At 44.3% G+C, this 25,833-nt stretch carries 23 protein-coding genes, 7 tRNA genes and 1 rRNA gene; 28 read left to right on the forward strand and 3 right to left on the reverse strand.

What is annotated here, in order from left to right; translation table 11 throughout:
- The first annotated feature begins 31 nt into the window (after positions 1-31).
- From rrf to JUE95_RS04465, 13 genes are all read left to right on the forward strand, one after another.
- A 5S ribosomal RNA gene (gene rrf, locus JUE95_RS04405) occupies positions 32-148 on the forward strand.
- An 8-nt stretch (positions 149-156) separates the two neighbouring features.
- Positions 157-229, forward strand: a tRNA-Asn gene (locus JUE95_RS04410).
- Positions 230-245: 16 nt separating this feature from the next.
- Positions 246-318: transfer RNA gene (locus tag JUE95_RS04415), tRNA-Thr, on the forward strand.
- Between the two features lie 254 nt (positions 319-572).
- On the forward strand, positions 573-887 hold the full coding sequence (locus JUE95_RS04420; protein ID WP_203649490.1) for a PTS sugar transporter subunit IIB: 315 nt from the start codon (positions 573-575) through the stop codon (positions 885-887).
- 234 nt (positions 888-1,121) lie between these two features.
- Positions 1,122-2,612: a peptide MFS transporter gene (locus JUE95_RS04425; RefSeq protein ID WP_203649492.1), complete on the forward strand. Its 1,491-nt coding sequence runs from the start codon at positions 1,122-1,124 to the stop codon at positions 2,610-2,612.
- Between the two features lie 65 nt (positions 2,613-2,677).
- Positions 2,678-3,511, forward strand: coding sequence for a metallophosphoesterase (locus JUE95_RS04430; RefSeq protein WP_235995199.1), 834 nt, complete (start codon positions 2,678-2,680; stop codon positions 3,509-3,511).
- A gap of 95 nt (positions 3,512-3,606) precedes the next feature.
- A tRNA-Tyr gene (locus JUE95_RS04435) sits at positions 3,607-3,689 on the forward strand.
- Between the two features lie 8 nt (positions 3,690-3,697).
- Positions 3,698-3,769 (forward strand) — tRNA-Gln (locus tag JUE95_RS04440).
- Positions 3,770-3,841: 72 nt separating this feature from the next.
- Positions 3,842-3,924 (forward strand) — tRNA-Tyr (locus JUE95_RS04445).
- 8 nt (positions 3,925-3,932) lie between these two features.
- A tRNA-Gln gene (locus JUE95_RS04450) sits at positions 3,933-4,004 on the forward strand.
- A 172-nt stretch (positions 4,005-4,176) separates the two neighbouring features.
- The gene (gene proC, locus JUE95_RS04455; RefSeq protein ID WP_203649494.1) at positions 4,177-4,974 is read left to right on the forward strand and encodes a pyrroline-5-carboxylate reductase; all 798 of its coding nucleotides are present in this window, start codon (positions 4,177-4,179) and stop codon (positions 4,972-4,974) included.
- 139 nt (positions 4,975-5,113) lie between these two features.
- A complete protein-coding gene (gene nagA / locus JUE95_RS04460; protein WP_203649496.1) occupies positions 5,114-6,259 on the forward strand; it encodes an N-acetylglucosamine-6-phosphate deacetylase in 1,146 nt (381 codons plus the stop codon).
- A 25-nt stretch (positions 6,260-6,284) separates the two neighbouring features.
- The gene (locus JUE95_RS04465) at positions 6,285-6,986 is read left to right on the forward strand and encodes a GntR family transcriptional regulator (RefSeq protein ID WP_203649498.1); all 702 of its coding nucleotides are present in this window, start codon (positions 6,285-6,287) and stop codon (positions 6,984-6,986) included.
- Positions 6,987-7,041: 55 nt separating this feature from the next.
- On the opposite strand, the gene JUE95_RS04470 is transcribed toward JUE95_RS04465, so the two are convergent.
- The gene (locus JUE95_RS04470) at positions 7,042-7,776 is read right to left on the reverse strand and encodes a WecB/TagA/CpsF family glycosyltransferase (protein WP_203649499.1); all 735 of its coding nucleotides are present in this window, start codon (positions 7,774-7,776) and stop codon (positions 7,042-7,044) included.
- 118 nt (positions 7,777-7,894) lie between these two features.
- On the opposite strand from JUE95_RS04470, the gene JUE95_RS04475 reads away from it, so the two are divergent.
- From JUE95_RS04475 to JUE95_RS04525, 11 genes are all read left to right on the forward strand, one after another.
- Positions 7,895-9,367: a nicotinate phosphoribosyltransferase gene (locus tag JUE95_RS04475; RefSeq protein WP_203649501.1), complete on the forward strand. Its 1,473-nt coding sequence runs from the start codon at positions 7,895-7,897 to the stop codon at positions 9,365-9,367.
- A gap of 12 nt (positions 9,368-9,379) precedes the next feature.
- Complete coding sequence (nadE, locus tag JUE95_RS04480; RefSeq protein WP_203649502.1) at positions 9,380-10,204, forward strand: NAD(+) synthase; 825 nt, start codon at positions 9,380-9,382, stop codon at positions 10,202-10,204.
- Positions 10,205-10,355: 151 nt separating this feature from the next.
- On the forward strand, positions 10,356-13,007 hold the full coding sequence (locus tag JUE95_RS04485) for a cation-translocating P-type ATPase (protein ID WP_203649503.1): 2,652 nt from the start codon (positions 10,356-10,358) through the stop codon (positions 13,005-13,007).
- A gap of 11 nt (positions 13,008-13,018) precedes the next feature.
- Entirely contained in the window at positions 13,019-13,453 is a 435-nt protein-coding gene (locus JUE95_RS04490) for a hypothetical protein (protein ID WP_203649504.1), read from the forward strand.
- Between the two features lie 119 nt (positions 13,454-13,572).
- Positions 13,573-15,738 (forward strand): Tex family protein, encoded by a 2,166-nt coding sequence (locus JUE95_RS04495; protein WP_203649505.1) that lies wholly within the window; start codon positions 13,573-13,575, stop codon positions 15,736-15,738.
- Positions 15,731-16,201, forward strand: coding sequence for a SprT family protein (locus JUE95_RS04500; RefSeq protein WP_203649506.1), 471 nt, complete (start codon positions 15,731-15,733; stop codon positions 16,199-16,201). Before JUE95_RS04495 ends, JUE95_RS04500 begins: the two co-directional genes overlap by 8 nt.
- 104 nt (positions 16,202-16,305) lie before the next feature.
- Positions 16,306-17,187, forward strand: a complete 882-nt coding sequence (thrB, locus tag JUE95_RS04505; RefSeq protein ID WP_203649507.1) for a homoserine kinase — start codon at positions 16,306-16,308, stop codon at positions 17,185-17,187.
- Between the two features lie 66 nt (positions 17,188-17,253).
- Positions 17,254-17,338: transfer RNA gene (locus JUE95_RS04510), tRNA-Leu, on the forward strand.
- A gap of 82 nt (positions 17,339-17,420) precedes the next feature.
- Entirely contained in the window at positions 17,421-18,047 is a 627-nt protein-coding gene (locus tag JUE95_RS04515; protein WP_203649508.1) for an HAD family hydrolase, read from the forward strand.
- A 109-nt stretch (positions 18,048-18,156) separates the two neighbouring features.
- Positions 18,157-18,567, forward strand: a complete 411-nt coding sequence (locus JUE95_RS04520; protein ID WP_203649510.1) for a PTS sugar transporter subunit IIA — start codon at positions 18,157-18,159, stop codon at positions 18,565-18,567.
- A gap of 5 nt (positions 18,568-18,572) precedes the next feature.
- A complete protein-coding gene (locus JUE95_RS04525; RefSeq protein ID WP_203649513.1) occupies positions 18,573-19,076 on the forward strand; it encodes a PTS sugar transporter subunit IIB in 504 nt (167 codons plus the stop codon).
- Between the two features lie 49 nt (positions 19,077-19,125).
- On the opposite strand, the gene JUE95_RS04530 is transcribed toward JUE95_RS04525, so the two are convergent.
- Positions 19,126-20,205 carry an LCP family glycopolymer transferase gene (locus JUE95_RS04530; RefSeq protein ID WP_203649514.1) on the reverse strand — a complete coding sequence of 360 codons (1,080 nt, stop codon included), beginning with the start codon at positions 20,203-20,205 and terminating at the stop codon, positions 19,126-19,128.
- 306 nt (positions 20,206-20,511) lie between these two features.
- On the opposite strand from JUE95_RS04530, the gene JUE95_RS04535 reads away from it, so the two are divergent.
- Both JUE95_RS04535 and JUE95_RS04540 read left to right on the forward strand, forming a co-directional pair.
- Positions 20,512-21,465, forward strand: coding sequence for an AEC family transporter (locus JUE95_RS04535; RefSeq protein WP_203649515.1), 954 nt, complete (start codon positions 20,512-20,514; stop codon positions 21,463-21,465).
- A 107-nt stretch (positions 21,466-21,572) separates the two neighbouring features.
- Positions 21,573-22,244, forward strand: a complete 672-nt coding sequence (locus JUE95_RS04540) for a 2,3-bisphosphoglycerate-dependent phosphoglycerate mutase (protein ID WP_203649516.1) — start codon at positions 21,573-21,575, stop codon at positions 22,242-22,244.
- Positions 22,245-22,328: 84 nt separating this feature from the next.
- Here JUE95_RS04540 and JUE95_RS04545 read toward each other — a convergent pair whose 3' ends face one another.
- On the reverse strand, positions 22,329-23,672 hold the full coding sequence (locus JUE95_RS04545) for a C1 family peptidase (protein WP_373305664.1): 1,344 nt from the start codon (positions 23,670-23,672) through the stop codon (positions 22,329-22,331).
- Between the two features lie 143 nt (positions 23,673-23,815).
- On the opposite strand from JUE95_RS04545, the gene JUE95_RS04550 reads away from it, so the two are divergent.
- Positions 23,816-24,352, forward strand: coding sequence for a dCTP deaminase/dUTPase family protein (locus tag JUE95_RS04550; RefSeq protein ID WP_203649517.1), 537 nt, complete (start codon positions 23,816-23,818; stop codon positions 24,350-24,352).
- A gap of 107 nt (positions 24,353-24,459) precedes the next feature.
- Positions 24,460-25,833 (forward strand): DNA repair protein RadA, encoded by a 1,374-nt coding sequence (gene radA / locus JUE95_RS04555; RefSeq protein WP_203649518.1) that lies wholly within the window; start codon positions 24,460-24,462, stop codon positions 25,831-25,833.

A 25,833-nucleotide genomic window follows, 5' to 3' on the forward strand; every position in this document is an offset into this window, starting at 1 on the left:
GTCTAGTTTTGAGAGCACCAGTTCTCAATAGTGTGGTGGCGATAGCCTGAAGGATACACCTGTTCCCATGCCGAACACAGCAGTTAAGCTTCAGCACGCCAAGAGTAGTTGGGGGATCGCCCCCTGCGAGGGTAGGACGTTGCCACGCTATTTTATTCCGGCATAGCTCAGTTGGTAGAGCACCTGACTGTTAATCAGGTTGTCGACGGTTCGAGCCCGCCTGCCGGAGTCATAATTTAAGTAATGCCGGCTTAGCTCAGTTGGTAGAGCATCGGTATCGTAAACCGAGGGTCGGGGATTCGAATTCCTCAGCCGGCATCTATTCAACTGAGAGAAAACACTAACGCAAAAGCGTTAGTGTTTTTTTGTCGTTAAAGAATCAAAGCAAGTACCTATATAGTAAGCACATAAACAAGTAACAGTAGGGATTTTACAATTGGTATAGATGTTAAAAGCTCATAAACTAGGCTTATATAATATTATTTACACTTGTGGTATATGTAAAATGGTGGTAACCTAAAAACAATGTAAGCGCTAATACATAACGCGAAAAATTTTGGAGGTAAAATATTATGACAACTGCATTGATTATCTGTTCTAGTGGAATTACGAGTCAATTACTTCAAGAAACCGCCCAGCGATATACTGAAGCTTACCATGCTAACATCACATTTGAGGCAACCAGTTTCGCTGCAGCTAAAAAGGACGGTTTAGAAAATGCGGATTTAGTTTTAGTTGCGCCACAGGTTGGTTGTAACTATGTAAACCTAAAGCAAATTAATCCGCGTTTAGAAAAAATTCCTGATAATATTTACGCTTGGGTCAATGGTGAAAGCTTGGTTAAATTTGCCATGACAGAATTAGATAAGAATAAAGTTGCTGGTTAAATTAACGTACGACAAAGTCCGATAAATAAACTTTTTTACTAGACATCATTCTAGAATAATCGCTATTATCCAGTGTTTTATGCCTTGAATGAGATTGCGTTAGAGCCATTCGGGCGTATAATACTCCATATGTTTCAATTAGAATATTATGAGGAGCGGGACTTCCGCTCCTTTAATCATCACTTCGGTAAATAAATGGTATTGCTTAAGTGAGAGACGTCTGGAGGTTTTTTTTTGGATAACCAAGGAAACAATCAATTAGATCGTTCTTTCTTCGGTCAGCCACGTGGCTTATCTACGCTGTTCATGACTGAAATGTGGGAACGGTTCAGTTACTATGGTATGAAAGCAATTTTGATCTACTACATGTACTTCTCAATTGCAAAGGGTGGACTTGGCATGGACAAGGGGCTTGCCGCCTCAATCATGTCGATTTATGGGTCATTAGTTTATTTATCTTCAGTACTCGGTGGCTTTTTGAGTGACCGAATCTGGGGTAGCCGTAAAACCGTGTTTTACGGTGGTGTTTTGATTATGTTTGGTCATATTTGTCTGTCTTTACCAGCGGGTAAAATTGGGCTATTTTTCTCTATTTGTTTAATTACCATTGGTACTGGTTTACTGAAGCCAAACGTTTCTGAAATGGTTGGTACTTTGTACACACCAGAAGATACTCGTCGTGATTCTGGCTTCACCATTTTTGTTTTTGGGATTAACTTAGGGTCATTAATTGCACCAATCGCAGTGCCAGCAATGTGGTCGACATTTAACTTCCACGCTGGTTTCTCATTGGCTGCGATTGGTATGTTCTTTGGCTTAGTATCGTACTGGTACGGCGGTAAGAAGTATCTGAGTGCCGATTCACTGTATCCAGATGATCCGCTGGAACCAGGGGATGCTAAAAAGTTATCATTCCGTACAACTTTGGGTGTTATTGCCTTTGCTCTAGTATTACTGATTATGTACGTTTTTGGTGCGTTCAACATTGCCAACTTTATTACACTGCTCAGTATTATTGCGGTTGTCACACCAATTGTTTACTTCACGGTTATGCTGACAAGCAAGAAAACTACCAAGCATGAACGTTCACGTGTTTGGGCATACGTGCCATTATTTATTGCCGCAGCGATTTTCTGGGCAATTGAGGAACAAGGGATGGTCGTGCTGGCGTTGTTTGCACAAGAACAGACTAACAACACCGTTCACATTTTTAACTGGGTCATTCACATTAATCCAGCTAACTACCAGTCATTGAACCCACTATTTATCTTAATTTACACGCCAATCTTTGCTACTATGTGGACGAAGCTGGGTAAGAAACAGCCTTCATCACCTGCTAAATTCTCCATGGGGATGGTTGTTACTGGGTTCTCATATTTATTGATGGTGATTCCAGTCGCAATGTTTGGACCATATGCAAAAGTTAGCCCATTTTGGTTAGTTGGCAGTTGGGCAATTGTTGAAATCGGTGAATTGCTGATCTCGCCAATTGGCCTCTCAGTAACGACAAAATTGGCGCCAAGAGCGTTTCAGTCATCAATGATGAGTATGTGGTTCTTAGCTGATTCAGCTGGACAAGCTGTTAACTCACAAATCGTTAAATTCTACACACCTGGGAATGAGGCTGTTTACTTCGCCGGCAATGCACTTGTTGCCATTGCTGCTGGTATTGTTCTCTTCTTCATGATTAAGCCAATTAAACGCTTAATGGAAGGTGTTCTATAAACTAGTTCATTCAAAGTTGTGTTACGATACCCTCGTAACACAACTTTTTTAATAGGAGCAAGATGATGGTTAAAGTTGCAATGGTGAGTGATATTCACCTGGACATTAATAAAGTGGACGTTGAACAGGCCCTTAAACAGCAAAGCAAGTGGTTGGTGGAAAACCAAGTAGGGGTTTACTTAATTGCCGGAGACTTATTCAACCACTTTAACCGGTCATTGTCATTTACAGAAAGGTTGCAAAAAATGACCCCTAACACCATTATTAGATTCATTGCTGGGAATCATGACATGGTTAATGATATTAGTTATGATGAACTGCAGCAGGACCTGTCGGCAACTTATCTTCACCGAAAACACTTTGATATTCCAAACACTGACTGGCGGATCATTGGTAATAATGGCTGGTATGATTATTCGTTCTCGTCTGTACTGCATCGGCCTGACGCTGAATTTTTGAACTGGAAGCGCGCGTATTGGATCGATGGTGCTATTGAACAGCCGATGAGTGATCCAGCAAGACTGAAACAAGAATTACGGGTGATTGAAAAACAATTGGAGCAGGCACGGATGGATCATAAACGGGTGTTATTCATGACACACTTTGTACCACGAATTGAATACTTAAGAATAACGTCAGACAATCGGTTTTGGAATATGGCTAACGCTATGTTAGGCAGTGTTCAAACAGGGTATCTTCTGGCTCAATATCACGTTAAATACGTCTTGTTTGGTCATATGCATATTCACCCAGCTCCCAGAGAACTTAATGGTGCAATTTATTTTAATCAAGCAGTGGGGTATGGTACTGCCAGGAGACACGAATGGCTGACCGATAATTTTCACTCTGAATGGTTGAGACGCGTACGCATAATCAATTTAACCAATAAAAGGGTGTAAAAGTCATTTTTTGTGAGAAATAACGGTAAACCAGCTTGACGAGGCTGATTGGTTTTTGGTATTATAATTAAGTTGATTTATGGTAAATCAATTATGGATGGGTAGCGAAGTCTGGCTAAACGCGGCGGACTGTAAATCCGCTCCTTCGGGTTCGGTGGTTCGAATCCACTCCCATCCATCTCTTATTGGGCTATAGCCAAGTGGTAAGGCAACGGGTTTTGATCCCGTGATGCGCTGGTTCGAACCCAGCTAGCCCAATCAACCAATTATGTGTTGACTGGATATACAAAATGCTGTATAGTTATTGATGTTGTTTTCGTTTCAAATTATGGATGGGTAGCGAAGTCTGGCTAAACGCGGCGGACTGTAAATCCGCTCCTTCGGGTTCGGTGGTTCGAATCCACTCCCATCCATCTCTTATTGGGCTATAGCCAAGTGGTAAGGCAACGGGTTTTGATCCCGTGATGCGCTGGTTCGAACCCAGCTAGCCCAATCAATTTACTAAAGAAGCTCACCGGCTGTTTGGCTGGTGAGTTTTTTGCTATTTTCAGACTGGTATCATCAGAAATTGATTAAGTTTTAGAAAATCTGTGGCTTAACTGAATCTTTGATATAATGTAATTAACGTCATTACAGTAAAATTCAGACTTTTAGGAGTGATACTTATGAAGATTGGATTCATTGGTGTTGGCGGTATGGCGCAGGCGATTGTAACTGGTCTGCTTAAGCAAACCCAACTTGCTCCGTCAGATATATTGATTCATAGTGCCCATGCTTCGACTTATGAAACTTTTGCTAAGAAAACGGGGGTTACCGCAACTGGGTCTAACGCTGAGGTAGCCAAGACCAGTGACGTCGTTGTCTTAGCTGTAACACCTAACGTGGCAACACCCGTCTTGCAGGAGATTAGAGATCAGCTTGATCCAAAGACAAAAACGTTGATTTCCATCGTTGCTGGATTATCACTGGAACGGTTAGAAGAGCTGGCGGGCTATGATTTACCAATTCTTCGTACACTTCCTAATTTAAACGTTGCGATTGGGGCGGGGATGACAGCAGTTCATGCCAATGAAAATCTAACTGGAGAGGCTAAAGAACAGGCGGTTAAATTGTTCGATGACATCGGCAGCACGGTGACTTTACCCGAAGCAGATTTTGCGACTTTTTCAGCTCTCGCGGGTTCCAGCCCAGCATACGTATACTTCTTTATTGATAGTTTAAGCCGTGCGGGTGTCAAACACGGACTAACCAAAGCAGCAGCAACTAAGATTGCTGCACAAGCAGTGATGGGTTCAGCCGAAATGGTCCTGAATTCTGATGAAAATCCCTTTGGCTTGATTGACCAGGTCTCCTCACCGGGCGGCAGCACCGTAGCTGGTTTGCTGGCAATGGAAGAAGCCGGGTTCATGACCTCAGTTGTAAAGGGGATTGACGCCACGATTGACCGGAACAACGCTGAGTAAAGCTGCTCTATAGCGTCAACTCGGTAAATAAAACGCGATTCAACACCGATGCAACAGGCTTGCAACATGGTCTATACCAGTATATAATAAACCCGTAAACTTAATCGAGTACATGAGAGTTGATTAGGAGGAAGAGTTTATGAGTATCGTGTTGAAACACGCGACAATTTACACCGGTGAAGACGTCATTACGGATGGTTATATTCGGTTTGACAAAACCATTGAGGCAGTTGGTTCGATGAATGATTATCGGGCACAACCTCATGATGAAGTTAAATTTGTGAACGGTAAGGTAATTGTTCCTGGATTCATTGATGTTCATACCCACGGTGGATATGGCTTTGATTCGATGGACGGTGATGCTGATCAGATTAATGAAATGGTTAACCACATGGTTAAAGAAGGGATTACCACCGTGTTCCCTACAACCATGACGCAGTCAAATGATAATATTGCCCACGCCATGACCGGGATCAAAGAAGCGGCCAAAGTTAATCCAGTTATTAAGGGCATTCACCTTGAAGGACCGTTTATTGCGGCCATTTACAAGGGTGCTCAACCAGAGAAGTACATCAAGGATCCGGATGTTTCGTTGCTGGATCATTGGAATGAACTTTCTGGCGGCATGGTTAAGTTAATTACTTATGCACCAGAAGACGAAGGGTCAAGAGCCTTTGAAGATTATTGCTTAGCTCATAACATTGTTCCGTCAGTCGGTCATAGTAACGCTACCCGGGCACAGATGCTTGCTAGCCGCGCAACCCACGTTACCCATTTGTACAACGCTCAACGGGAATTTAAGCACCGTGAACCAGGGGTTACTGGTCATGCTATGCTTGAAGATAATATGTATGCTGAGCTGATCTGTGACGGCTTCCATATCGTTCCAGATATGATTAAACTGGCTTATGAACAAAAGGGGCCGCACCGGATCGAATTAGTGACTGATTCGATGCGTGCTAAGGGCATGCCTGAGGGGATTAGTGAACTTGGCGGTCAAAAAGTGATCGTCAAGGATAAGCAGGCCCGTCTTGAAACCGGTAATTTAGCCGGTTCGGTACTGCGCTACGATGATGCTTTCCGTAACGTAATTGCCTTTACTGGCTGCGCTATTGAGGATGCCGTTCAAATGGCGTCGGTTAACCAAGCTGAGGAATTTGGCTTAACTCAAAAGGGAAAGCTGCTGCCTGGACTTGATGCTGATTTAAACATCTTTGATCGGGCACTTAATTTGCAAACAACCTATAGTTATGGCCGCGAATTTGACGCGAGTCAAACTGATTAGTTAGGTAAGAAAGGTCGTAAATCTTATGGGATCACCTGTATATATTCAAATTCATAATGAGATCAAGAAAGCAATCGAAGCCGGCAAGTGGTCTGTTGGCGATCGGATTCCCTCGGAACGTGAGTTAGCTGTTCAATTCCACGTTAGTCGAATGACACTCCGACAAGCTATTCAGACGCTGGTTGAAGAAGGAATTTTGGAGCGCTTTGTTGGCTCAGGTACTTTCGTCGCTAATCAAAAAGTACAGGAAAAGATGTCAGGGGTCACTGGATTTACCGATCTAATGCTTGCTCAAGGTAAACAACCTTCCAGTAAGACAATTTCTTACCACGTGATGAGCCCATCACTAAGTGAAAGCGAAAAGCTCAAGCTTAAAGATGATACTCAAGTTCTCCGAATGGAGCGGGTTCGTTATGGGGATGACGTGCCGATTAGTTTTGAAGTGGCAACCATTCCGCTAGAAATTGTGGAGGGACTCTCAAAACAAGAAGTTTCTGAATCACTGTACCGAACCCTGGAAACCAAAAAAGGGTTGATTCCCGGTCACGCTAAACAAATGGTCTCCGCTTCGTCCGCATCAGAAAGAATTGCGGAATACTTGGACATTAAACGCGGTGATGCTATTTTACGATTACGGCAAATTTCGTACTTGCAGGATGGCCGGCCGTTTGAATATGTTCGGACTCAGTACGTTGGGGAACGATTTGAATTTGTACTAGAAAAATAATAAAGAACCTAGGAACGATCATATGACCGCTTCTAGGCTCTTTTCGTACACAAAGTTATTTTTGATGATGTGCTGATTCTTTAACGGTTTTTAAGTAACGAGGCAGTACCATCATCCGTTTTAGGCGAGTGGGTTCGGTGATCAGCCGGTAGAACCATTCTAAATGATGCTGCTGAAAGAACTTTGGTGCTCGCTTGGTGTGTCCGCTAAGAACGTCAAAGCTGCCGCCGACTCCCATCCATAAACCGTTGTTTTGGTGACGGTAATCAGCAATTAGCTGTTCTTGTTTGGGAAAGCCGACTGCTAAGAAAACCATGTCAGGGTGAGTGTTAGCAATATCGTTAGCAATGGGTGCGAAATCATCAAAATAACCATCGTGAGTGCCCACTACGTTTAGATCCGGATACCGGGCTGTCACAACGGCTTTGACATCAGTAATCACCTCCGGCTTAGCTCCAACTAGATAGACGGATTTATGCTGCTCATTACCCCATTTGAGTAACGCTAACATGGTATCATAGCCAGTAATTCGTTCGGTCATTGGCTCACCAAGAATTTCCGCGCCCTTTAGGATACCAATTCCATCAGGAGTGATGTAGTCCGCATTTTCCAGGATGTGCTGGTAGTTAGAATCGGTTCGAGCGTACATGACAATCTCTGGGTTCGCCGTGACAATAAACGTATTCTGACGCTGATTAATGCGAGCTTCTACTGTCGTTAAAAAGGCGGCTTGAGTTGTATTGATAAACGGAACGTTTAAGACCTTGATTAAGGGGAATTCTTTAGACATAATAACCATCCATTCTAGAAATAATTTAAAAAATATCGGTTTAACTGACGATAATTCGGATTAATGATAGAATAGTTCTGATAAGCACAAATATCAATCAATCGAAGGGGTTACAGACATGGCAAAGCAGTATCCAGATGATAGCACAACTTTGCATACGGATGCATATGAATTAAGCATGATCCAAACTTACTTTGCAAAGGGAATTCAAAATAAGCGGGCTATTTTCGAAGTTTATTTCCGCGATATGCCTTTTAAAAACGGATTCGCTGTTTTTGCGGGACTAGAACACATTGTTCATTATATCGAAAATTTGCACTTTTCAAAAACTGATATTGACTATTTAAAAGAAGCAACGGATTATTCACCTGAGTTTCTTAACTATTTGAGTGAGTTTAAGTTTAAAGGGACCATTCGCTCCGCAGCTGAAGGCGAGCTGGTTTACAGTAATGAACCAATGATGCAAGTTGAAGGTCCATTGGCTGATTGTCAGTTGATTGAAACGGCTGTGCTGAATATTGTGAACTATCAAACGCTGATTGCAACCAAAGCTGCCCGGATTCGTTCCGTGGCTGGTAATGACGGCATCATGGAATTTGGAACACGCCGAGCACAGGAATTTGACGCTGCAATTTGGGGGACTCGGGCAGCTTATATCGGAGGCTTTGATGCGACTTCAAACGTTCGTGCTGGTAAAATGTTTGGTATTCCAATCAGCGGAACCCACGCTCATGCACTGGTACAAACTTATGGCAATGATTATGCTGCGTTTCGGGCTTATGCGGAAACCCATAAAGATTGCGTTTTTTTGGTTGATACTTACGATACCATTAAAAGCGGAGTACCCAGTGCGATTCGGGTGGCTAATGAAATGGGTGACCAGATCAATTTCTTGGGTGTTCGAATCGACTCTGGTGATATGGCTTACCTGTCAAAACGGGTTCGCGAGCAGTTAGACGAGGCTGGTTATAAGGATGCCAAAATCTATGCGTCAAACGATTTAGACGAAAAAACCATCATGTCATTGAAGATGCAACGGGCCAAGATTGACGTTTGGGGTGTCGGTACAAAACTGATCACCGCCTTCGATCAGCCTGCTTTGGGTGCGGTTTATAAGATGGTTTCCATCGAAAGAAATGGTAAAATGGAAGATACCATCAAACTGTCCAACAACGTTGAAAAGGTTTCAACCCCTGGGCGAAAACAAGTTTGGCGGATTACCAAAAAGGAAAGCGGTAGATCCGAAGGCGATTACGTTGCGCTTTCTAGTGAAGATCCACGACAGCAAGATGAACTGTACATGTTCCACCCCAACTACACGTATATCAACAAAACAGTGACTGAATTCGAGGCACGGCCAATTTTGCAGACCATTTACGATAAGGGCCGGTTAGTTTATCAGTTGCCAGAATTAGTTGATATTAAGAAACGATGCTCAGAGACGTTAGATAATCTTTGGCCAGAGTACAAGCGGGATCTGAATCCGCAAAAGTATCCGGTCGATTTGTCACAGAAGCTTTGGGATAACAAGATGAATTTGATTAAAGAAATCCATGAATACATCAAAAAATTAGATTTTGATAATGAGTAAGAGGATGAAACGATGAGAGAACTACAGCAAAAAATTATCGCGGCTTTGAAGGTTCAGCCTCAAATTGACCCTGAAGCAGAGATTAGACGCAGTGTTGACTTTTTAAAGGCATATTTAAAGAAGACTGGCTTAAAAACGCTGGTATTAGGTATTTCTGGCGGTCAGGATTCGACTCTGGCCGGTAAGTTATCAGAAATGGCTGTAACGGAACTCCGTGAGGAAACTAATGATGACAGTTACCAGTTCATTGCGGTTCGTTTACCATACGGCAAACAGGCGGATGAATCTGATGCCATGGCAGCCATCGACTTTATGAAAGCCGATCAGGTTGACCGCGTCGATATTAAAGCAGCTACGGATGCAACCGTAGCAGCGGTTGAGGCTAATCAGGAAACCATCTCCGATTTCAATAAGGGAAACATTAAAGCGCGTCAACGGATGATTGCCCAGTTTACGATTGCCGGTGCTAATCAGGGCGCCGTTGTGGGAACCGACCATGCTGCTGAAGCGGTGACCGGCTTTTACACAAAGTTTGGTGATGGTGCTGCTGACATCACACCAATTTGGCGGCTAAATAAGCGTCAGGGCAAACAGCTGCTTGAAGTGCTGCATGCACCGAAGCATCTGTATACCAAGGTACCTACAGCGGACTTGGAAGACAATCGGCCAGCATTGCCTGACGAAGTTGCACTTGGTGTTCATTACGACGACATCGATGATTATCTAGAAGGTAAAACAGTTTCAGACAAAGCGGCAGAAACAATTGAAAGCTGGTACTTAAAGACCCAGCATAAGCGTCATTTACCCGTGACGGTATTTGACACTTTTTGGAAGTAAGCTTCACGAGACTGCATGATACGATGAGGGAGTAATCGGCAGAATCTTCTGTGACCAACCCGTCAGCAAGGGATACTGTCTCCGGGAAGGTCTTAATCGATGAGACTTATAACGAAAATAACAGGTTTCATAAATAACAGGAGGATTTTATATGACAGACAAACCATGGTACCAGCAGACAACGGATGAATTGTTCACTAATTTAGATACGCAGGAACAAGGACTCACCGAAGCGGCTGTTAAAGAGCGACTGGAGAAATACGGCGAAAATAAATTAGAAGCTAAACGTCAAACGACGTTATTAGAAAAATTCATTGCCCAGTTTAAAGATTTTATGATCATTGTGCTGATTGTTGCCGCAGTGATTGCTGGTGCAACTGGCGAGTTAGTTGATGCGTTAATTATTTTAGCGGTGGTCGTATTGAACGCTATTTTTGGTGTTTTTCAGGAATCAAAAGCTGAAGATGCCATCAATTCATTGCGTGAAATGGCGGCGCCAGTCGCTCACGTTGAGCGTCACGGACAGGTTATCACGGTTAAAAGTGATGAACTGGTGCCTGGCGATATTGTCCACTTAGAGGCTGGTGACATCGTGCCCGCTGATATTCGCTTAGTCACGGCCAACGTGATGAAGGTCGAAGAGGCAGCACTGACTGGTGAGTCGGTGCCGGTTAACAAGACCAGCGATGTGCTGGATGAGGATGATTTAGCGCTGGGTGACCGGGACAATCTGGTTTACATGACAGCCAATATTACCACTGGTCGCGGTACCGGTGTCGTTGTGGCTACCGGAATGCAGACTGAGGTTGGTCAAATTGCCGGTATGATTGAAGATACTGCAGAAACTAAGACGCCGTTGCAGGACAACCTGAATCAGTTGGGTAAGTGGCTGACGATATTGATTTTAGCCATTGCGGTCTTAGTTTTCGTGATTGGTATGGTTCGTGGCGAGGAAACATTAATTAATATGCTGCTGACAGCCATTTCTTTAGCCGTAGCGGCTATTCCAGAGGGACTGCCAGCTATTGTCACAATTACACTGGCACTGGGCACACAGCGGATGGCAAAGCGGCATGCGTTGATTCGAAAATTGCCGGCTGTGGAAACTCTGGGGAGTACAGACATTATTGCCTCGGATAAAACCGGGACGCTGACTCAAAACAAGATGACGGTCGAACAGCTGTATGAAAACGGTCAGCTCGTCGATGCTAAACAGCAGAAGGTTGATTTAACGGATCCGCTGGCGTTAGCAATGCTATTGAACAACGATAGTAAATTTACTGACGATGGTTTAGCAGGGGATCCCACGGAGACAGCTCTAATCCAGTACTATCTGGATCAGGATGAACCGGCAGCTGCAACCATTAGTAATAATAAGCGGGTCGGCGAGATTCCGTTTGATTCCGAACGGAAATTAATGTCGACTTTCAACTCGGACCAGACTGGTAGCGTGACCCAATACGTTAAGGGGGCACCAGATCAGTTATTGAAGCGAGTGGATCGCATCCTCATTAATGGCGAAGCGCGGAGTATTACGGACGCTGATAAGCAGCAGATTATGACCACTAACCATCAGTTAGCGACCCAAGCGCTACGGGTTTTAGCGTTTGCTTATAATCAGGTTGATTCAGTGCCAACTGATTTGAGCAGTGAAACAGCCGAGCAGCACTTAATTTTTGTCGGTTTAATTGCCATGATCGATCCGGAGCGGCCAGAAGTCGCTCAAGCGGTTGCTGAAGCACATTCAGCCGGTATTCGGCCAATTATGATTACCGGTGATCATCGGGATACCGCGACGGCCATTGCAAAGCGGCTGGGTATTTTAGATGAAAATAGCAGTGCTGATCAAGTCATTACTGGAGCTGAACTGGATAAACTCAGCGATAAAGAATTTGATCAGAATGTTGATCAGTATTCAGTTTATGCCCGGGTGGCACCTGAGCATAAGGTGCGAATCGTGAATGCCTGGCAAAAGCGTGGTAAAGTGGTGGCGATGACGGGTGACGGCGTGAATGATGCACCGGCCTTAAAAGCCGCGGATATTGGTGTTGGTATGGGAATTACGGGTACTGAAGTGTCAAAGGGTGCCAGTGATATGGTACTAGCGGACGATAACTTCTCCACCATCGTTGTTGCGGTTGAAGAGGGACGCAAAGTCTTCGCTAACATCCAAAAAGCATTGCAGTACCTCTTGTCTGCTAACATTGGTGAAGTTCTAGCACTGTTCGTGATGACGCTGTTAGGGTGGCAAATTTTGGCACCAGTGCAGATTCTCTGGATCAACCTGGTGACTGATACTTTTCCAGCAATCGCACTTGGCTTGGAACCCGCAGAACCAGATATTATGAAACGCAAGCCAAGGGGACGGTCATCGAATTTCTTATCCGGTGGTGTGTTCGGCAACGTGCTGTATCAAGGACTGCTGGAAGGGCTGATGACACTTGGTGTATACGATTTATCCCTACAGTTCCCAGTTCATGCCAGTGAGCAGTTAGCTCATGCTGATGCCCTCACAATGGCTTTTGCAACACTTGGCTTGATTCAGCTGTTTCACGCTTTTAACTCTAAGTCGATTCATGAATCAATTTTCAAAGTTGGTCTCTTTAAGAACCGCTCGTTAAACTGGGCGATTCTGACGGCGTTCTTATTATTAGCAATTACAATTGTTGTCCCCGGCTTCAACACCGTTTTCCACTTAACGGAGCTTAATTTGCTTCAGTGGGGAGTTGTCTTTAGTGCCGGTATTCTGATGATTGCAATTGTCGAAATCGTCAAGGTTATTCAACGGCGGTTTGAGAAATAGGAGGAATTTCAATGAAACCCAAAACAATGGCAAGTTATTTACCTGCTTTAAGCAAAGTGATTGAAGATACTGAAAAAACCGGTTCGGATATGAACCCTGATTTTGAAAAATTGCGTCAAGCAATTGATGATAAAACGGTTGCTGATTTGGGAACGGAAACACTGACTGACATTAAGTCAACTTTCCAAAAGGGTACGGATGCCTACACTGAGAACTTGAACCGGCTTCAGCAGGCTTCAGTTCCCGTCCGAATCTTGGGAAAACACAAACAGTTAGTCGCTGCTTACCGGAATTACGCTCAAGCTTGTCAGGCAATGGTTGATGCCATCGATGCTGATGCTCAGACGGTAAACGTTGAAGCCTTTAATGATTCTGAACACGAACAAGAAAACATGATGTCAAAAATCACCTCCGCAGCACAGCGAATTATGGCAATGGTGATGTAAAAAGGAATTGATAATAGAGCGTGTGGCCGTATCATCAAAGGTTGCACGCTCTGTTTTTGTGGCTTTGATTTGATGACTGCATGGTATAATGAATTCACTACACGTAAGGATGTTGAATAATGGAAACTGAAACGTTAAAACTGATTAAACAGGCACTCCCAGCCTATAAAAGCCATCAAATCGACGTGACGCTGGATTTATTAAATGATAATAATACAGTGCCGTTCATTGCCCGGTACCGAAAAGAAATGACTGGTAATCTTGACGAAGTTGAGATTCGAGAAATTCAGGATGAAGCTCACCGAATCAGTAAGCTGCAGCAGCGAAAGCAGGAAGTTCTGAACCAAATCTCCGAACAAGGGAAATTGACGCCTAAACTGTCGGTAACTATTAATGCTGCAACTCAAATGCAGCAGGTCGAAGATTTGTATTTGCCTTATAAGCAAAAACGGCGAACCAAAGCAACCATTGCTAAGGACGCCGACCTCTATCCGTTAGCACAGTGGGTTTTGCAATTTAAGGCGGCAGACATTGAAACGGTGGCGGATCAGTACACAAACGAGCAAGTGCCGGATCTGGATAGTGTGCTGGACGGGGTTCATGAAATCCTTGCTGAAGCCATTGGCGAACGAGCTGGGTTCCGTGAATGGGTTCGGCACTACACGCAGCATAACGGAATTTTGACCAGTAAATTAAAGCGTAATGGTCAGGAAAAGGATGAAGATCAGGTTTATCATATTTACTATGACTTTCAATCCGCTTTGAAAAAGCTAAGCCCATACCAAACTCTGGCTTTGAACCGCGGTGAAAAAGCGGGTGTTTTAACCGTTAAAATTAGCGTTGATACAGCAGCGATTGAGCGGTATCTGAAGTTTCAATTAATTGGCCGCCATCAGGGCCCATCGGTTGCCATCGTTGAGTCAGCATATCAGGACGCCTATAAACGGTTCATTGGTCCCGCTATTGAACGTGAATTGCGGCGGTCACTGACAGAAACCGCCCAAGCTCATGCCATTCAAGTCTTCGGTAATAATCTGTACCATCTGCTGATGCAAGCACCGCTGAAAAATCACGTGGTGATGGGCTTTGACCCGGCATATCGAACCGGCTGTAAACTGGCAATTATGGACGGTAACGGCAAGTACCTAGCTAAGCAGGTGATCTATCCGCATAAGCCGGCCTCAGCTACTAAGCGTGCACAGGCTATGCCAGCGTTTATCAAATTATTAAACGATTACCAAGTTGATATGATCGCCATCGGTAATGGAACGGCCAGCCGTGAATCCGAGCAATTTGTGGCGGAAGCCATTAAGCAGGTCGAACGAGATGTGAGATACACTATTGTCAATGAAGCGGGTGCTTCGGTTTATTCTGCCAGCGCGGTGGCCCGTGCGGAATTCCCCAACTTTAACGTTGAGGAACGTTCTGCGGTCAGCATTGGCCGCAGACTGCAGGATCCGTTGGCTGAACTGGTAAAAATCGATCCTAAATCCGTGGGTGTTGGTCAGTATCAGCATGATGTCCCGGAAAGCGGCCTCGATGAGCAGCTGAACCGGGTAGTTGAAACGGCAGTTAACCAAGTTGGCGTTGATTTGAACCGTGCCAGTGTCGAATTGTTGGCACATATTTCAGGTCTTTCAAAACAAACCGCAATCAACATCGTGGCTTATCGAGAAGAAAATGGCAGCTTTAGCAGTCGGCCAGAACTTAAACAAGTGCCACGACTGGGACCTAAGGCTTACGAACAGTCGGTTGGCTTTTTGCGGATCATTAACGGTAAAAACGTGTTGGATAACACTGATATTCACCCCGAAAGTTATCCGGTTGCCAAACAAGTGTTAGCTAGCTTGGGCTTAAAATTGAGTCAGGTGGGAACGCCAGCAATGGCATCGGCGTTGGAAAACATTGATGTTAAAGGGCTAAGTCACCAGTTAAATGTCGGAACAGCGACACTGCAGGACATTTTGAAGAGTCTTCAACGGCCAGGACGTGACCGCCGTGATGAGATGCCTGCACCAATTTTACGGACGGATGTTTTACAGATAAGCGATTTGAAACCAGGCATGAAACTGCAAGGCACCGTCAGAAACGTGGTGGACTTCGGCGTTTTCGTTGATATCGGGGTCAAACAGGATGGTCTCGTGCACATTTCACATCTATCAAAATCGTACGTCAGCAATCCGGCTGCGATTGCTTCAGTGGGTGACATCGTGACGGTGTGGGTCCTTGAAGTTGATGAACAGCGGCACCGGATTCAGTTAACCATGGTGGCGCCAAATGACTGATCGAGAATTGCAGCAGTTAGTTGAACGCATTTCGTTGCAGTCATTTGGTAAACCGTTTAGGCATACAGCGGTTTTTAACGGCCGGTTGAAAACTACCGGTGGCCGGTATCATTTGCAGGACCACCATATTGATATTAATCCGCGGATGCTGACGATGTTTGGTGAAGCAACGTTGGAGGGAGTCATCAAGCACGAGCTGGTGCATTATCACCTCCATCTAGCTGGCCAATCCGGTCAGCACCGAACCAAGGCGTTTAAACAGCTGCTGCGAGCTGTTGGCGGTTTGCGTTACGCACCACGGCAGCCCCAGCAGGCTAAGCCAGCTAAATATCTAATTTATCGCTGTGAACAATGTGGTCAGATATACCAGCGGAAACGGCGAATCAATACACAAAAATTTGTTTGCGGTAAATGTCACGGTAAATTAATGTTTCAAAAAACGATCATTCAAAATAACCGCTGAATTAAGTAAGCGGGATTGAAATTTAAATTAATGTACTTGATAATAGTTAGTGAAAACTGAGATTGTTTCTACGAAGTGACAATTCAGTATTGGAGGGTTAATTTATGGGTAAAATTGTTATTCGAGTTCCAGCGACATCGGCTAATTTAGGGCCGGGATTTGATTCTATCGGCGTTGCGCTGCATTTATACCTGACTGTAATTGTGGAAGAAAAAACGGAAGAGTGGCGTGTGAACCATGCCCTGGGGCCGGATGTACCAAACGACAAGCAAAATTTGATCGTTCAAGCAGCGTTAGCAGTGAACCCCAAGCTTAAGCCTCATCAGCTCACTGTGATGTCAGATATTCCCGTTGCCCGTGGCCTTGGGAGCTCTTCTACCGCTGTGATTGCGGGGGTTAAAATTGCGAATGAATTAGGCGAAATGGATCTTTCGTTAGCTGATCAAGTGACCATAGCCGCAAAGATAGAGGGACATCCAGATAACGTTGCACCTGGATTACTTGGCGACGTTGTTGTTTCTGACTATGATGGAGAAAGTGCTACAACCGTTAAATTAGGAATGCCAGAAGGGTTAAAGATGCTGGCGTTTATTAAAAATGAATCATTATTAACATCTGAAAGCAGAAAAGTGCTTTCGGATGAACTTCCTCGTAAGCAAGCGGTTGTTGGCAGCAGTGTTGCCAACGTCATGGTTGCGGCCCTTGCGACTAATAATTGGGAATTAGCTAGTCACATGATGGAACGCGATCAATTTCATGAAATTGCCCGGACAAAGTTGGTTCCGGAACTGCCGATGATTCGTGAAACAGCCCATAAGTTTGGCATCTATGGTACTTATCTAAGCGGTGCTGGGCCTACGATTGGCACCTTTGGCACGGAGCCTCAGCTGATCGTTTTACGACAGAAATTATCAGATATGGACGTGAAGGGCAGCCTACGGATTTTTGATATTGACCGGCAAGGCGCAACGGTAAATGCAGAGTAAATATGAATATTTTCCAAATAACCATTGAAAACAAGTTATAATTCTGGTATATTATTTCTTGTTGATGCGGCCATGGCGGAACTGGCAGACGCGCAAGATTAAGGATCTTGTCGGGGTTTTCCCGGTGGAGGTTCGAGTCCTCTTGGCCGCATACGTAAACTCGGAATGATTGACCAGTTTTGGTTAAGTATTCCGATTTTTTTTATTGAATCTTTTTTCGGAGGTCACAATTAATGAAAAATTTTATTTTTGATGTGGATGGCACCTTACTGGATACTGAAGCAATGTATATGAAAGCCCTGGATAAGGTCCTCCGTCAGCACCAAATTAAGCACCCTTACAGTGAGTTAGTCCGAACGTTTGGAATTACTAGTCTTGACGCGCTTAAGCAACTGAAAGTGCCAGCAGATCTCATTCAGACGATTCTGAATGAATGGGCACAGACGATTCCAGAATTTCAACCTTTAACTCACGTTTATGATGGTATCGAAGAAATGCTTTCAGGCTTAAACCAGCAGCCAGGGGTACAGCTCGCTATTATGACGTCAAAACAGAACTATGAGTTTAAACGTGACGTGACCCCGCTTGGACTGGACCAGTACTTTAGTCAGTTTGTGTTCTTTGAGGATGCTAAACGGGGTAAGCCAGCGCCGGATCCTATTTTGGTGGCAATTGATCGCTTAAAAGCAGATCCTGAGGAAACCGTTTACATTGGTGACACTAAATATGATCTTCAGGCAGCTCATGCTGCTGGCATTAAATGCGGTCTGGTTACCTGGCAAAACGGTCCAGTTCAAAAAATTGAGGGTGCAGACTATGTGTTTGCAGCACCGAAGGAAATCCTCACCTTGGCTCGCTAGTTTTGTTAAACGGAAAAGCATGAGTTGGGCCAATGTGCTATGATGATACCAAATGAGCGTAATTAAAAATGCTAAAAATTTTTTTGTTGAATGATGAGGAGGCAATGTCGTGATTGCCATTGTGATTGCCAGCCACGGTGATTTAGCTGAGGGACTTCTGCAGTCTGCAACAATGATTTTTGGGAAGCAGACAAACGTTGCAACTGTGATTTTTAAAGATCGAGAAACATCCGATGACTTAATGATTAAATTTAAAACCGCACTTAGTAAGTTTGATGCTGCGGATTCAGTGTTATTTTTAGTTGACCTATGGGGTGGGTCACCATTTACTGTTGCCGGGCAAATTGTTAGTCGGCAACCCGAACAGATGGCCATGATTTCAGGGGTCAATTTACCGATTCTGATGGACGCGTTTACCATTCGGGACCAGCCACTAGATAAAGTAGTAGCACACTTAGAAAGAAGCGGTCAAAAGGGCATCCGGCATTTTGAACCGGAGACACATAACGAAGGGGAATAACCGTTATGACAATGGATATCCAGTTAGCACGTATTGGCAGCCGCCTGTTACCGAGTCAAGTCGCTCGCGGATGGGTTAAAGTTACCATGCCTAACCGAATCCTAGTGGTATCGAATCGGGTGGCAAAAGACCCTCTGCGGCGGACTTTAATTCTCCAGTCCGCACCATTGGGAATTGAAGCTAACGTACTGACCATCAAAAAGATGCTAGCTATCTATCAGAACTCCCGCTTTGATAAGTTTCGTCCCATACTGCTAACTGAAACTGCTAAAGACATGGCTAAACTGGTTAAAGGCGGTATCAATCTCAGCGAGGTTGGTATTAATTTAGGTATTCTGGCCTTTCAAGACGGGATGAAGATGCTAATGGACGGTGTCGCCGTTGATAAAGACGAAGCAAAGGCCCTACGTTACTTAACTACGGACGCGAAGTTAAAGGTAGTCGTTCAAGAAAAGCCGACCGATAAACAAAGGGATATCAAACCATTTTTAGATCAACTGACTTTTTAAAATGACATCAAAAAAAGAGCTTAGCGCAAGGCGCTAAGCTCTTTAATTATTAGTAGCCTGAACTATTACTCGATGACGTATAGTTACTGTCGTCACCAGTACCGGTAGAACTTGATGATAATTTGGAAGATTCGTTCAGATCTAATGTGTGGCGAATGTTATTTGAAACTTTTTGTAATTCTGAAAGCGGGGCTACCTGGTAAGAGACGCCGTTAATCATGGCGTCCTGCCCCTGTAATGTCTGTGATTTAATATGGTGACTAGCATTACCATACTTCGTCCGAATAGCCAACATGTCGTTAAACGTCATATCCGTTTTCATATTACCGTTTAATGACGTTAAAATTTGCTTATAGCGCGGAATCGAAGTAATCCCAACACCCTTAACAACTAACTTTTGAAGGACTTGTCGCTGACGTCTTTGACGGCCGTAATCACCCAGTGGATCTTCTTCACGCATTCGTGAATAATCCAAGGCTTCTTTACCATTGAGGTGGATTTTTTGACCCTTAACCACGTTGGCATTGCCATAGTGGAAGGTCATTGGTGGAACGACATCAACCCCGCCAACGGCGTTGACCATTCTTTCCAGCCCGCCCATGTTAACGATAGCGTAAAAATCAATTGGAATATCCAATAGATTTTCGACGGTCGAAACTGAGGCTGCTGGGCCGCCAATGGTGTAGGCGGCGTTAATCTTTTCGTACGGCTGTGAATCTCCCTTTACTTGAACCCGGGTATCACGAGGAATACTGGTGAGGTACGCCGTTTCTTTTTTAGGGTTAATGGTGGCAACAATCAAGGTATCTGTTCGGCCAACATCATTTCTGCCTAGGGCACCAGTATCGGTTCCCATTAAGAGAATGGAGAAAGGCTTGCCTTGCTTAATAACGTCATCGACATTTCTAAGTTTATTGGTTTGACCAGCTTGAAAAGTGTTATCAAAAGTTTTCTTAGCCTGATTATAGGCGTGGTAGCCATAAGCGATTCCGCCAGTAAGCAGGATCAAGACTACGATCAGAATGCTCCAGAGTAAACCGCGGTGCTTTTTTCGACGTTTAAAGTGTGAATAATCACTGCGTCGTGTTGGTTGGTTATTTTGATTTGGATCGAAATTATTTGATGCCATTAGTTTCCCTCGCCTCTGTAAAATCTCTTTGCATTATAGGTCTAATTGTTAAAGTCGTGTCAATTTTAAATGAAGCTTAAGTCGTTTTTAAGAAAAAGGTCAGACATTTATTCGCCTAACTGTACTATTACATCACAAATTATGGTTCCCGTAAACCGTATAATGAAGAAAGCTATCTTTACTGCCAAAAAATATTCGTCCAGTGAATGCAGAGGATGATGTTATTTAGAAGGTTGTGAAGTCAACGTTATAGAATTATGCTATAATGAATATTAATTTTTGATGTGAAAGAGGGGTTAACACACAATGTTGCTATTATTCGCCCGAAGCGTTGCGGGCGTAGTTGAAATTCTTTTAATGATTGCGTTAGGTTACCTTCTGACTAATCTCGGCTGGTTTAACGAATCAGCTAGTAAATTAATTGCTCGATTAGTGACTCAGGTAGCCTTGCCAGCATATATGGCATACACCATTACCAGCAAGTTTACGTTTAAGCGGTTAGTTGAAACGTTGCCAGACTTGCGTTTCCCAGTAGTCTCAATGATGATCCTATTTGGGATTTCAATCATTGTCGCTAAAGTTCTACATATTAGGGAAAGTCATCGCGGACTTTTCGAATCAATGTTTTTTAATTCAAATACGGTGTTTGTCGGTCTGCCCGTTAACGTGGCATTATTTGGTGCTGCCAAAAGTTTACCGTACGTTCTGGTTTACTACATGGCAAACACCACGATTTTTTGGACTTTAGGAGTTTACTTGATCCAGCGTGATGGTCAGGGTGATTACCACTTTAGTCTAGGTCAGACCCTTAAAAAGGTTTTCTCACCGCCATTGCTAGGGTTCATGGTTGGTGTGGTATTGGTCCTGCTGAAAATTCAACTACCCAACTTTATCATGGCAGATTTGAATTACATTGGCGGCTTGACCGTACCGCTTTCCATGATTTTTATTGGGATTGCGATTGCTAATGTTGACCTGCACGACTTAACGATCAACCGCGGCAGTTTAGGTATCCTCTTCGGCCGGTTTATTCTGGCGCCTGCTTTAATGGCACTTCTGGTTTTGCCTACGGGTATGCCGGTGATGATGAAGCAGGTTTTCATTATTCAATCAGCGATGCCGGTAATGACTAATGCACCCGTTGTGTCGAAACTTTACGGGGCTGATTCGAGCTTTGCGGCGGTTATGGTAACTGAATCAACGCTGCTGAGTTTACTGGTTATTCCAATTTTGATGCTGCTATTAAATGCGGCTCATTAAATTTAATTTAGGGATCTCGACTTAATGGCGGGGTCCCTTTATTGAATTTAGCGCCGGTGATATACTGTTATGTGAATGTAAGAGCATGAGAAGAGAGGATCAGGTTTATGGTTAAATTAGTCATTTTGCGCCATGGCGAAAGTCAAGCCAATCGCGATGGCGTGTTTACTGGTTGGAGTGACGTGCCGCTGACGGAAAAGGGAATCAACCAGGCGCATCAAGCCGGAAAAGCCATTAAACAGACAGGACTGCAGTTTGAACACTTGCATACCTCCATGTTGAAACGGGCAATCATGACGGCTAACATTGTGCTGGGCGAAATTGACCAGTTATATATCCCGGTAACGAAATCCTGGCGTCTGAATGAACGTCACTATGGCGCGTTACGCGGCAAAAAGAAGGCTACGGTAAAAGCCGAAGTCGGTGAAAAACAGTTTAAGCTTTGGCGGCGTAGTTATCATGTGGTACCGCCACTGTTGGACAAGCCTGATCAAGATCCGCGATACATTCCCTTAGGTGTGACGGAGCCAAGGGGCGAAAGCCTTGAAATGGCCTATGATCGTCTGATGCCATACTGGCAGGATGAAATCGCACCGCGGTTGCTGGACGGACACAATCAATTAGTGGTTGCCCACGGGAGTACGTTGAGAGCGCTGATTAAATATATCGACCGCATCAATGATTCAGATATTGATCATTTGGAGGTTCCAAACGGTGTCCCCATTATTTATGATTTTGATACCAAACTTAACGTAGTTACTAAAAAAGAGCTAAGTTAAAGGGCAGAAAGTCGTTTGAGTTCAAAAAACAGCCTGATTATCAGTCGGCTATGACTGATAATCAGGCTGTTTAAATTTAAGCGATTAAGCGAGTGCACCCATTGGATCCCATGGTGCTAAGACGGTTGGTGCTTCTTTTTGCGCCTTGCGCAGTTCAGGACTAAGGTACTTCTTGTTAACAACAACTTGGTAGCAGTATTCTTCCATCCAGCTGTCGCTCATCACGAAGTAGCCTTTGGTGCCTACTTTTTCACCCCAGCTGTTTTCAACTTTCCACTTGGTCGGTTTGCCGTCAACCAGATCAACACCGGTGATAACCATGGCGTGGGTCATCAGACTTTCACCGTAATCCAAGCGTTCTGCCTTCGTCATGGACAGGTCCATGTCCAGCAGGTCGTTCTTGTTGTAAGCGTTGGTGTCCATGATTCCCTTTTGACGGTCTGAACTTTGGCCAACATCGCAGCCGAACCAAACACTTTGACCATCTTTCAACTGGGCGATGGCGAGCTGCTTGAAATCGTCCATGGTGACGTTTAAGTGTTTGACCTCACGGCCGCCAACAACGTTACCCAGCATTTCAACGGTATAAGTTTTGTTGTAGGGCTTATCCGAAGTGGGCGAGTTGATGATGGAAACGTAATCGGTCAAGTTCCAGCCAACGTATTTATCGTAAAACGACTTTGGCGTTAAACCACGGTCGAGGTGGTAGTTCTTGTCGTCATCGCGATATTCAAAATCAAATTTCTGTGCGGGTTCACCTAACGTGTAGCAAAGCAGCCGGTAAACTTCGCCCAGCATCTTGTCGCGGGCAGCCGTAATTTCATCATCGCTGGCACCTTTGGCCGTTAAGCCACGGAGAGTAACGGCATCCTTACGTAGCTTCTTGTTCAAAGTACTGTTTAGTTCGCTTGATTTGGAACTATTATAGGTTTCAGGCATGACTGACTTTGGTACGATACCATACTTTTCAATAATGGCGCATAGCATGTCCCATTGACCGCCATCCTGTTGTGGTGTGGCCATGAGAAAGGCCACTTTACGGCTGGTCAATGGCTGATCAGCGGTATCCAAAACGTTTTGGTAAAAGTAGTTCGCCTTTTCGAATTTATCCCAGAAGTTAGTGTAGTTTTGAGAGAGTTCAAAATCGCTAAGATTGAATAGGTCAGCTAGATGATGGCGCATGGTGTTTAACGCCGCAAACATCCAGCAACGGCCACTTTGCTTTTGATTGGCTACTTTGCCAGTGTCTAGCTCTACGGAAAAAACGGGCGTCATATCAGTGTCCGAAGCAAAATCGGCACTGGTAGCTAGGATACCTTGATGGGAAACGGCACGTTCCACCACTTTGGCATCCTTACGGTCGTTAAATAAAGTCTGATAACGGGTAATTTGATCACTGCTGATTGCAGCTGTTTTATCATTACTCAAATGGATCACACTCCTTCTCGTTTCATAGTCATTATTGTACAACATTTACCGGTGAAAGTGAGCTTACTATGAGCAACTTTTGGGGTGTTTTCCAGCCCCTTTATAGTGTAAGATAAAACACATGCATGAAAGGGGATAATGACATGACACGAGGGTTTGAAATTGTTTCTTCATACGTTAATGAAGGACTGCATATACCGTACCGAGCAACTAAACGAGCGGCAGGATACGACTTCGAAAGTGCCGTTGATTTTAAAGTACCAAGCATCTGGAAAATGAATTTTTTAAAGGTACTGTGGGCGATTCGTCATCAAGAAAACGTTGATGACAGCACACTTCAACGAGCTAAGAAGATTCTTAAACCGTTTTTAATTCCAACGGGGATTAAAGCTTATATGGGCGACGACGAGGTTTTGATCTTAGCCAACCGCTCCAGTAACCCACTTAAGCGCAGTTTGGTGATTCCTAATGGGATCGGTGTTATCGATGCCGACTACTATAATAACGACAGCAACGAGGGCGAAATTTTTATGCAAGTCCTTAATTTTGGGTTAACGGATGCCAAGATTGCTAAGGGCGACCGAATTGGTCAGGGAATCTTTATGCACTACTTAACGGTTGATGGTGAACAAAAGCCGCAGCAGGAACGGCAAGGCGGTTTTGGTTCTTCAGGCAAGTAATTAAAAAGAATTTAAGCTCAGTGGTCTAAGCCTGCAAAAGGTTTAGACTATGCTAAAATAAGATTGGTTAGTATTAGTCAAAGTGTTACCGGAAAGGATTGAATCGATTGGCGAAGGAAAAGACACAGTTTGTCTGTCAGGAATGCGGTTATCAAGCACCCCGCTTTTTGGGCCGCTGCCCTAATTGCGGCAAGTGGAATACGTTCGTTGAAGAAGTGATCGCGCCAGCGACCACGACGGCGAAAACAGCGACTAGTTTGAGTGGCGGAACAGTAACTAAGCCAGAAAAATTGGCTGAAGTTTCGATGCAAAAGGAGCCGCGAGTTAAAACTCAGCTGGGTGAACTCAACCGTGTTTTGGGAGGCGGTGTCGTTCCCGGATCATTGATTCTAATTGGCGGGGATCCAGGAATTGGTAAGTCGACCTTACTGCTCCAAGTTTCCGGCCAGCTGAGTCAAACTGGCGGTAAGGTGTTATACGTTTCTGGTGAGGAAAGTGCCAATCAAATTAAAATGCGTGCTAACCGATTAGGGGTTGCCAGCGACAATCTTTACTTGTATCCTGAAACCGATATGAGCCGGATCCGGGCGAATATCAACGAAATGAAACCTGACTACGTCGTGATCGACTCAGTTCAAACCATGTCTGAACCAGAGATTACTTCAGCTATCGGTTCCGTTTCACAAATTCGGCAGGTGACTGCCGAATTGATGCGGATTGCCAAATCACAGGGCGTTACAATCTTTGTGGTGGGGCATGTGACTAAGGGCGGAGCTATTGCCGGTCCAAAAGTTTTAGAGCACATGGTGGATACTGTGCTTTATTTTGAAGGTGATCTTCACCATACTTACCGAATTTTACGAGCTGTTAAGAACCGTTTTGGTTCAACTAATGAGCTGGGAATCTTTGAGATGCAGGAAGACGGTTTGAAAGAAGTTAAAAATCCTTCAGAAATCTTTTTGGAAGAACGCTTGAAGGACGCGACTGGTTCTGCAATCGTTGTCTCAATGGAAGGGACCAGACCAATTCTAGTTGAAATTCAAGCGCTATTGACACCTTCTGTATTTGGCAACGCTCAGCGGACGGCTTCCGGTCTTGACCGAAATCGAGTATCATTGATCATGGCAGTTCTTGAAAAGCGGGCCAATTTGATGCTGCAAAATCAGGATGCTTATTTGAAAGCGGCTGGCGGTGTTAAACTGGATGAGCCTGCCATTGATTTGGCATTAGCAATTAGTATTGCCAGCTCCTATCGTGATAAGGGGACTAACCCTAATGAGTGTTACGTTGGCGAAATTGGGCTTACTGGTGAAGTTCGCCGGGTCAATCGGGTTGAAGACCGGGTCAAGGAAGCATCTAAACTTGGTTTTAAGCGAATTTATATCCCCAAAAACAACCTAAAGGATTGGACAGCGCCAACTGACATTGAAGTCATTGGCGTGGCTACGCTTGGAGAGGCATTGCACAAAATTTTAGCATAA

Origin of the sequence: Secundilactobacillus yichangensis, assembly GCF_016861565.1 — a bacterium.
Classification (GTDB): Bacteria; Bacillota; Bacilli; order Lactobacillales; family Lactobacillaceae; genus Secundilactobacillus; species Secundilactobacillus yichangensis.

Excerpts from the sequence above, each read along its gene's own strand:
- JUE95_RS04420 (WP_203649490.1), top strand. The coding sequence starts at position 573 with ATGACAACTGCATTGATTATCTGTTCTAGTGGAATTACGAGTCAATTA.
- JUE95_RS04430 (WP_235995199.1), top strand. The coding sequence starts at position 2,678 with ATGGTTAAAGTTGCAATGGTGAGTGATATTCACCTGGACATTAATAAA.
- proC (WP_203649494.1), top strand. The coding sequence starts at position 4,177 with ATGAAGATTGGATTCATTGGTGTTGGCGGTATGGCGCAGGCGATTGTA.
- nagA (WP_203649496.1), top strand. The coding sequence starts at position 5,114 with ATGAGTATCGTGTTGAAACACGCGACAATTTACACCGGTGAAGACGTC.
- JUE95_RS04465 (WP_203649498.1), top strand. The coding sequence starts at position 6,285 with ATGGGATCACCTGTATATATTCAAATTCATAATGAGATCAAGAAAGCA.
- JUE95_RS04470 (WP_203649499.1), bottom strand. The coding sequence starts at position 7,776 with ATGTCTAAAGAATTCCCCTTAATCAAGGTCTTAAACGTTCCGTTTATC.
- JUE95_RS04475 (WP_203649501.1), top strand. The coding sequence starts at position 7,895 with ATGGCAAAGCAGTATCCAGATGATAGCACAACTTTGCATACGGATGCA.
- nadE (WP_203649502.1), top strand. The coding sequence starts at position 9,380 with ATGAGAGAACTACAGCAAAAAATTATCGCGGCTTTGAAGGTTCAGCCT.
- JUE95_RS04485 (WP_203649503.1), top strand. The coding sequence starts at position 10,356 with ATGACAGACAAACCATGGTACCAGCAGACAACGGATGAATTGTTCACT.
- JUE95_RS04490 (WP_203649504.1), top strand. The coding sequence starts at position 13,019 with ATGAAACCCAAAACAATGGCAAGTTATTTACCTGCTTTAAGCAAAGTG.
- JUE95_RS04495 (WP_203649505.1), top strand. The coding sequence starts at position 13,573 with ATGGAAACTGAAACGTTAAAACTGATTAAACAGGCACTCCCAGCCTAT.
- JUE95_RS04500 (WP_203649506.1), top strand. The coding sequence starts at position 15,731 with ATGACTGATCGAGAATTGCAGCAGTTAGTTGAACGCATTTCGTTGCAG.
- thrB (WP_203649507.1), top strand. The coding sequence starts at position 16,306 with ATGGGTAAAATTGTTATTCGAGTTCCAGCGACATCGGCTAATTTAGGG.
- JUE95_RS04515 (WP_203649508.1), top strand. The coding sequence starts at position 17,421 with ATGAAAAATTTTATTTTTGATGTGGATGGCACCTTACTGGATACTGAA.
- JUE95_RS04525 (WP_203649513.1), top strand. The coding sequence starts at position 18,573 with ATGACAATGGATATCCAGTTAGCACGTATTGGCAGCCGCCTGTTACCG.
- JUE95_RS04530 (WP_203649514.1), bottom strand. The coding sequence starts at position 20,205 with ATGGCATCAAATAATTTCGATCCAAATCAAAATAACCAACCAACACGA.
- JUE95_RS04535 (WP_203649515.1), top strand. The coding sequence starts at position 20,512 with ATGTTGCTATTATTCGCCCGAAGCGTTGCGGGCGTAGTTGAAATTCTT.
- JUE95_RS04540 (WP_203649516.1), top strand. The coding sequence starts at position 21,573 with ATGGTTAAATTAGTCATTTTGCGCCATGGCGAAAGTCAAGCCAATCGC.
- JUE95_RS04550 (WP_203649517.1), top strand. The coding sequence starts at position 23,816 with ATGACACGAGGGTTTGAAATTGTTTCTTCATACGTTAATGAAGGACTG.